The following is a 7198-nucleotide window of genomic DNA, read 5'->3' as shown; positions in this document are numbered from 1 at the left end:
ATGCAATGCTTAAGTTACGAACAAGGTATGAGTCGGATAGGTGGTGCGAAGTCAAAAAGAAAGTGCTCCAAATCAATTTTAAGCATCTAAACAATGCGGCATGAAGGCGACAATTTGCAATGCACCCTTAGACTCTTGATATTGGAAGCATGGATATTTGTAATGTTTAATACATTGCTTGTCCAGCTTTCTAATTCGTTAAAGTCTTCTTTTAATAAAAATGGTTTGCTTAACCTTTTTAGTTCTTCTATAATTATATCATCCTTAATGGGAGGAAGAGGTATTTCTACTTGAAATATTTTTTCAAGATATTTTTCTTCCTTTGTAAGCTTATCTACCTTAGATAAGGTATTTACCACATAAGATCGGTCAAAGGCTGCTACGAAAATTACATTTTGAAAGTCTGCTATATTGCGTATTAAACGCATGATAAGTATAATCTCGTCACCTGACAAACGGTCTAAATCATCTATTATTACAATTATTCGTTTGCCAATCCTCTGTATTGATTTGTTTAATTCTTCATATTGTTTTGGTAGCGATAAAGGATTGAAAAATATTCCACCAAATACTATTTTAGATATTTTTATTAATGTCGAATCCCCGTCTTCTGATTCCGTTAATTTTTGTGAATAACTTTTGGTCTGCTTTATAAAGCTATTGTTATATGGTGCTAATGCTTCAGAAAGTTCTTCAAAAAATAATTGAAATACATTTACATTGCTATCTGCTTTCCAAGGGTTGAAATTTAAAACTATATTAGATGAATTGTCTCTAGTTAGTTCTTTTTCTAGTTGTTTTAAAAATACTGTTTTCCCAAAGCCCCATTTTGAAACTATTGCTATAGCAATTGCTTTATTAGGAGTTGTTTGGTTGATGATTTTGGAAAGTGTTTCGGTAAAAGTATTTCTAGCTAAGATATCGTTTTCTAGCTCTTCCAGGTCAACATTGTCTTCTAATATAAAACTTTCTTTATGTTTTAAAGGGGGGGTAATAGTTTGATAATCAAAAATTCCTAAAATTATAATAGCTATATAGATTATGTCTAATATGTAGATGTTGCTTTCAAACCATTTGAAATAATAAAAATTAAGGCTATTACGAAACCATATGATATAAATACAATAAAATGTTACTGCAAATAAAATACTATTTGCAGTAGGGTATCGGTGTTTACGTATATTGTTGTTTATGAATACGAAAAGACTGTAAATTAATAAAGAAAGTACTACATAAGATCGAAAAACGTCTTTGGTAGGCAAATCTTTAAATATTACATTTGTGAATGTTAATAGTGGTCTTTTTAAAGGTTCATTAAATATTGTTACTATTAAAGACAATGATAAGAGAATACAAAAAGATCTTTTTGAGAAATTTTGAATATATATTTCAATAATACAAACAGTGTTAGGGAATTTTTTACGAAATTTTTCTAATAATTTGTTCATACTTTTTTGCAATATAAATTTTTGGCATGTGAATATACTTTAAAATTTATAAAAAGCAAAAGCGCAAAACTTTCGCTTTGCGCTTTTATCTAAAAAAAATAATTTATTGTTACGCTTTCAAAACCCATCCAAAAGGATCTTCGGCTTTGCCTGTACGGATGTCGGTCAAAAATGCCTTTACTTTAGCCACAAATGAATCCTCGGTCACGGCAGGAAGCTCGTAGTCAACCCCTTCGTAGCCAATTACCCCAAATGGCGATACCACTACTGCGGTACCTGCGCCGAAAGCTGCTTCAAGACGATTTTCTTTAAGAGCGTCGATTATTTCTTGAACAGATACTTTACGCTCTTCTACCGGAATACCCCAGTGACGTGCAATGTCTACGATGCTGTTGCGCGTGACGCCGTTGAGAATCGTATCCGAAACCGCTGGCGTGACGAGCTTGCCATCCATGAAAAACATGACATTCATGGTACCCGACTCTTCCACAAACGCGTGATCGCGGGCATCGGTCCAGATGATTTGGTCATAGCCTTGCTGTTGGGCAAGACGAGCAGGGTACAACGACCCACCATAATTTCCGGCGCATTTGGCCGCACCTACTCCGCCTTCAGCGGCGCGGATATAGTGCTGTTCTACTTTTACGCGAGGAGGCTTGGCGTAGTATTTACCTACAGGGCCCGTAAATATGATAAATTTGTAAGTATCAGATGGTTTTACACCGATATAGGCATCGGTCGAAAACATATAAGGGCGGATATACAAAGAAGCATCAGGAGTAGTAGGTACCCAAGCGGCGTCCATGCGGAGCAATTCGGTAAGTCCTCCCATAAAAATTTCTTCAGGAACTTCGGGCATACACATCCGAGCCGCCGATTTGTTGAAGCGTGCCAAGTTGTCCAACGGACGAAACATCAGCACTTCGCCAGCGTCGTTTTTGTAAGCTTTCATTCCTTCAAAAATCGCTTGTCCGTAGTGAAGAGCGGCAGTGGCAGGGCTGAGGCTGAGGTTGGCGTAGGGTACGATTTGGAGATTTGTCCATTCGCCGTTGATATAATCCGCGACAAACATATGGTCTGAATAATGGCGACCAAATACCAAATTTTCGAAATCTACTTCATGGATGCGCGAAGCTTCTACGCGCGTTATTTCCATGGCCAAAGTGTCCGTTGTCATTGTGATTGGTGGTTTACTGTATGTGAGTTGACTAAAATTAGTTGTCAATGCAAATATTTTTATTTTTATGGAAAAACCCAAAAAAATAGGACTATACTTACTAAAAATAACTAAAATAGATAGAGTGAAGGGGCTATTGCTTGCTTTTGCGGCCTGCCCATTTGATTTCTTCTACTCCCAATTCTTGTGCCATTTTGCGAGAAAGTACAAACAAATAATCAGAGAGGCGATTGAGGTATCGAATCACGACTGATTCTACCGGTTCGGTTTCGTTGAGTGCCACAGTGAGGCGCTCGGCGCGGCGGCAGACGGTACGTGCTACGTGAGCAAATGATACTGACTCATGTCCACCTGGCAAAATAAAGGCTCGCATGGGTTCGAGTACAAGATTCATTTCATCCATGGCCATTTCTAGGGCGGTGATATCTTCTTCATGAAGGTCAGGAATAAAATGTTTTTTGTTGTCAGGTTCAGAGGCCAAAATGGAACCAATCGTAAAAAGCCTATCTTGGATATATTTCAAGAAATCGCGCCGAGGCTGATTGACCTCTTGGTCGCGTACCAATCCGATGTAGGCGTTGAGTTCGTCTACCGTTCCGTAAGTATCGATTCTTAAATCAGCTTTGCTAAGACGTGTTCCGCCTACTAAAGAGGTAGAGCCTTGGTCGCCTGTTTTGGTGTATATTTTCATAAAAATATTACGAGCGTCTTGCCCGTTAAAAAGATAAGATGTCTAAAATAAAGTATCCACATTCACTCAAAAATACTACTGAAAACTACTCGCTGGGATCTAACTAATTAACAAATTGATCCTTTAAAGGGTTTTAAATTTAGAACTCCTGTTACAATATATTGGTACTCAACGCTAATAGAAGAGTAAAACTAATGAGTGGCGAAGACAGAGCGGTCTAAGGATAGGGATAAATCAACTTTTGTGCAAATGCCAGATGAAAGGTAGTTGGATATTCAGTAAGTTGATTTATTTAAAAATACATTTTCTTCCCCAGAACTACAACTATTAGATTTTGCACTTCTATGCCTTTTATAAGACAACACAGGGCTTGTTACCTGATAACTTATCAGAGTGTCACTACAAACGGTGCATTTGCACCTTTCACAATTAAATGGAACAGAAACTCCGCAGCCAAGATTGGTTTGGCAAAGAAGGTAAAGATGGTTTTATTTACCGTAGTTGGATGAAAAATCAGGGTCATGCCCCGCATCAATTTAAAGGGAAGCCCGTGATTGGTATTTGTAATACGTGGTCGGAAGTGACTCCTTGTAATGCTCATTTTCGAGATTTGGCTCAAAGTGTCAAAAATGGAGTGTATGAAGCGGGTGGGTTTCCGTTGGAGTTTCCAGTGATGTCGCTTGGAGAGACGCTTATTCGGCCTACGGCGATGCTTTATCGTAACCTAGCCAGTATGAGTGTCGAAGAAAGTATCCGAGCCAATCCTTTTGATGCGATTGTATTGCTAACAGGCTGTGACAAAACTACGCCTTCGCTTATCATGGGCGCGGCCAGCGTCGATTTGCCTACCATTGTATTGCCCGGTGGGCCAATGTTGGCGGGGCGTTTTCAAGGAAAAGCCATTGGCTCCGGTACGGATGTGTGGCGCTTTGCTGACGATCTTAAAACTGGCAAAATGACCCCCGAAGAATTTGAAGAAGCCGAAAGTTGTATGAGTAGGAGTATTGGTCACTGCTCTACCATGGGGACGGCCTCTACGATGGCAACCATGGCTGAGGCTCTGGGGTTGACTTTGCCCGGACTTTCGGCAATTCCTGCGGCAGATTCCCGTAAGAAAATGAATGCTCATCTTACCGGGATGCGTATTGTAGAAATGGTAAAAGAAAACCTCACGCTTTCTAAAATCTTAACCAAAGAGGCTTTCGAAAATGCCATCATGGCCAATGCCGCCGTAGGTGGTTCTACCAATTTTGTTCTTCACCTACTGGCTATTGCCGGAAGGGTAGGGGTTGATTTGACCCTTGATGATTTTGACCGTGTGGGTTCGCGGATGCCTTTCTTACTCAATGTGATGCCATCTGGCAAATACCTCATGGAAGATTATTTCTATGCAGGAGGTTTACAGGTCGTTATCAATGAAATCAAAGAGCATTTGCATAAAGATGTAATCACGGTCAATGGTAAGTCTTTGATTGATAATTCGGTAAGTGCTAAAAACTGGAATCCTGATGTGATTGCTTCGGGAGAGCAGCCTATCTTAGAAGAAGGTGGAATAGCCGTAATTAAGGGAAATCTTTGCGAAAATGGCGCCGTCATTAAGCCTTCAGCGGCCTCGGCACATCTTATGAAACACAAAGGCCGAGCGGTGGTTTTTGAGACTATTGAAGATTACCACGCTCGTATTGATGACCCTGCTTTGGATATTGACGAAACCTGTGTAATGGTCTTGAAAAACGTCGGGCCTAAGGGCTATCCTGGCATGCCGGAAGTAGGAAATATGGCACTTCCCAAAAAACTGTTAGAAAAAGGCATTACTGACATGGTCCGTATTTCTGATGCTCGGATGAGTGGTACAGCTTATGGCACTGTACTCTTACATGCTTCTCCCGAAAGTGCTATTGGGGGAAATTTAGCATTGGTACAAAACGGTGACTTGATTGAAATTGACATCCATGAACGCTATATTCATTGGCATGTTGAGGAAGACGAAATTACGCGCCGTAGAGCGGCTTGGCAACCAATTGACTTGGGCTACAATCGAGGTCATAACAAACTCTACATTGAGCACGTCACTCAGTCGCATGAGGGTTGTGATTTTGATTTCTTGGTAGGAAAATCAGGAAGTGAAGTAAGCCGCGAATCGCATTAGAAGACTTACGATACAAAATATTAAAATCGGAACAAGAGCGGCAAGAATCTATTTTTGTCGCTCCTGTTGTTTTCAAAACTCAAAACTTATGCCTTACTTTGAAGCGTTATAGCTACCAAAAAAGCTTAGATAGTGTTAAAAAAATAAAACAAAAAATGGAAGTAAAAGATAGTAACGGAACTTTACTCAATGATGGTGATTCAGTAAAACTTACTAAAGACTTGAAAGTCAAAGGCTCGTCGGTCACTTTGAAACAAGGAAAAGTAATCAAAAAAATTCGCCTTACTGACAACGACGAGGAGATAGATTGCCGAGTAGATGGTATGAGTATTGTGTTAAAAACAAGTTTTGTGAAAAAAATATAGCTTTTATTGTAGACTTTGATTTTTGCTAAGTACCCACGCTAAAACTCCTTCTTTGAGGGCGTAAGTCGAAGTCCGAATTCTATTGATTTGGAGTGCTTTCAATACATAGGCTATCAATACCACGGCAGGTACAATCAAATCAACCCGTAGCTCTATCATCCCCGGAATAGCCAACCTTTGTTCTCGGTTTTTGGTGGTAATAAGCTCATAGGCCCGCTCAAATTCGGACAAAGAAAGCTCAAAACCAGTTTGTTGGGCATCAGGAAAGTTCCCAAGTCTATTCATAAAATCCATTTCTACCAGCGTATCAAATGACCCCGAAGAGCCTACTAATATTTTGGGGGCATATTGATGTGCGGCGTTGAGGAGAGGCAAAAGCTCTTCTTCTAAATAATTTGACAAGCGTTGTATAGCGGAGGCAGAGATAGGATCGGTAGACACAAATTTTTCTAGTAATCGTTGTCCACCTATCTCAAAGCTTTGTTTCCAAAAAATCCGTGATTGATTGCAAATGATAAATTCTACACTTCCTCCGCCGATATCCATCACCAAAGAAGGGCTTTGCTCTAAATCAAGGGCTTGTTTGACTCCTTCGTAGATAAGTTCAGCTTCGCGGTCGCCCGAAATCACCTCTACAGTAATCCCTGTGGCCTCAAAAATAGCCTGACAAAAAGTGGGAGCATTGCTAGCGTTGCGGATAGCACTTGTTCCTATCGCTGTTATATGATCAACAGGGATGTTCCATTCATCTGTTTTTTGTCGAAATTGAGTAAGTACCGTAAGTGCCCTTTGGATAGCTTCTTCCGTAATAATTCCTTGATTGATACCCGATTTGCCTATTTTGGTAGGTATTTGTGCCTTGTAAACGGGAGTCGTTTGATGGGCATTTTTTTTAACAATCACCAAATGGAAAGTGTTGGTACCTAGGTCGATAATGGCAAAATACATAATACAGGAAAAATAATTGGGTTTGCAGCGATAAATTAGTTAAACAAAAACACAAATAAAGTTGATTTTTTAAAAATAGGCTTTTATTTTTGCAGTCCGTTTAGAAAAAGATATAAACTCAAACAAATATGCTCGTCGTACAAATCAAAGAAAACGAATCAATTGACAAAGCGTTAAAACGTTTCAAAAAGAAATTTGAAAAAACTGGTGTTTTAAAAGAATTGCGTTCACGCTCTGCATTCGAGAAAAAATCAGTTAAGCGCCGTCAGCAAGTGATTCATGCGTCTTACGTGCAAAAAATGCGCGAAAACGAAGTAATCTAAGCTTACTGAACTCACAGAGAGGTTAGTAGTTAGAATACTACACTCTTCATATATAAATCATTAGAAGGCACTACGACTCGTCATAGTGCCTTTTTCT

7 protein-coding genes are annotated in these 7198 nt (G+C 39.5%); 3 read left to right on the top strand and 4 right to left on the bottom strand.

Annotation, left to right across the window (positions count from 1 at the left end):
* Positions 1 to 86 precede the first annotated feature (86 nt).
* From P1X15_RS27980 to P1X15_RS27970, 3 genes are all read right to left on the bottom strand, one after another.
* Complete coding sequence (locus P1X15_RS27980; protein ID WP_277341432.1) at positions 87 to 1448, bottom strand: P-loop NTPase fold protein; 1362 nt, start codon at positions 1446 to 1448, stop codon at positions 87 to 89.
* A 109-nt stretch (positions 1449 to 1557) separates the two neighbouring features.
* Entirely contained in the window at positions 1558 to 2625 is a 1068-nt protein-coding gene (locus tag P1X15_RS27975) for a branched-chain amino acid aminotransferase (protein ID WP_277341431.1), read from the bottom strand.
* Between the two features lie 133 nt (positions 2626 to 2758).
* A complete protein-coding gene (locus tag P1X15_RS27970) occupies positions 2759 to 3316 on the bottom strand; it encodes a cob(I)yrinic acid a,c-diamide adenosyltransferase (protein WP_277341430.1) in 558 nt (185 codons plus the stop codon).
* Between the two features lie 433 nt (positions 3317 to 3749).
* Here P1X15_RS27970 and P1X15_RS27965 point away from each other — a divergent pair, with 433 nt between their 5' ends.
* Positions 3750 to 5465, top strand: a complete 1716-nt coding sequence (locus tag P1X15_RS27965) for an IlvD/Edd family dehydratase (protein WP_277341429.1) — start codon at positions 3750 to 3752, stop codon at positions 5463 to 5465.
* 155 nt (positions 5466 to 5620) lie between these two features.
* On the top strand, positions 5621 to 5830 hold the full coding sequence (locus P1X15_RS27960; RefSeq protein WP_028665192.1) for an alkylphosphonate utilization protein: 210 nt from the start codon (positions 5621 to 5623) through the stop codon (positions 5828 to 5830).
* A 3-nt stretch (positions 5831 to 5833) separates the two neighbouring features.
* On the opposite strand, the gene P1X15_RS27955 is transcribed toward P1X15_RS27960, so the two are convergent.
* Positions 5834 to 6778 carry a phosphatase gene (locus tag P1X15_RS27955; RefSeq protein WP_277341428.1) on the bottom strand — a complete coding sequence of 315 codons (945 nt, stop codon included), beginning with the start codon at positions 6776 to 6778 and terminating at the stop codon, positions 5834 to 5836.
* Between the two features lie 128 nt (positions 6779 to 6906).
* Between P1X15_RS27955 and rpsU the strand changes: the two genes are divergently transcribed.
* The gene (gene rpsU, locus P1X15_RS27950) at positions 6907 to 7101 is read left to right on the top strand and encodes a 30S ribosomal protein S21 (RefSeq protein WP_028665194.1); all 195 of its coding nucleotides are present in this window, start codon (positions 6907 to 6909) and stop codon (positions 7099 to 7101) included.
* Positions 7102 to 7198: the final 97 nt, after the last annotated feature.

The sequence above is a fragment of the Runella sp. MFBS21 genome (genome assembly GCF_029433105.1).
Taxonomy (GTDB): Bacteria; Bacteroidota; Bacteroidia; order Cytophagales; family Spirosomataceae; genus Runella.
The sequence above is the reverse complement of the archived record's forward strand: the minus strand, read 5'-3'. Positions and strand labels throughout refer to the sequence as shown.

Excerpts from the sequence above, each read along its gene's own strand:
- P1X15_RS27980 (WP_277341432.1), bottom strand. The coding sequence starts at position 1,448 with ATGAACAAATTATTAGAAAAATTTCGTAAAAAATTCCCTAACACTGTT.
- P1X15_RS27975 (WP_277341431.1), bottom strand. The coding sequence starts at position 2,625 with ATGACAACGGACACTTTGGCCATGGAAATAACGCGCGTAGAAGCTTCG.
- P1X15_RS27970 (WP_277341430.1), bottom strand. The coding sequence starts at position 3,316 with ATGAAAATATACACCAAAACAGGCGACCAAGGCTCTACCTCTTTAGTA.
- P1X15_RS27965 (WP_277341429.1), top strand. The coding sequence starts at position 3,750 with ATGGAACAGAAACTCCGCAGCCAAGATTGGTTTGGCAAAGAAGGTAAA.
- P1X15_RS27960 (WP_028665192.1), top strand. The coding sequence starts at position 5,621 with ATGGAAGTAAAAGATAGTAACGGAACTTTACTCAATGATGGTGATTCA.
- P1X15_RS27955 (WP_277341428.1), bottom strand. The coding sequence starts at position 6,778 with ATGTATTTTGCCATTATCGACCTAGGTACCAACACTTTCCATTTGGTG.
- rpsU (WP_028665194.1), top strand. The coding sequence starts at position 6,907 with ATGCTCGTCGTACAAATCAAAGAAAACGAATCAATTGACAAAGCGTTA.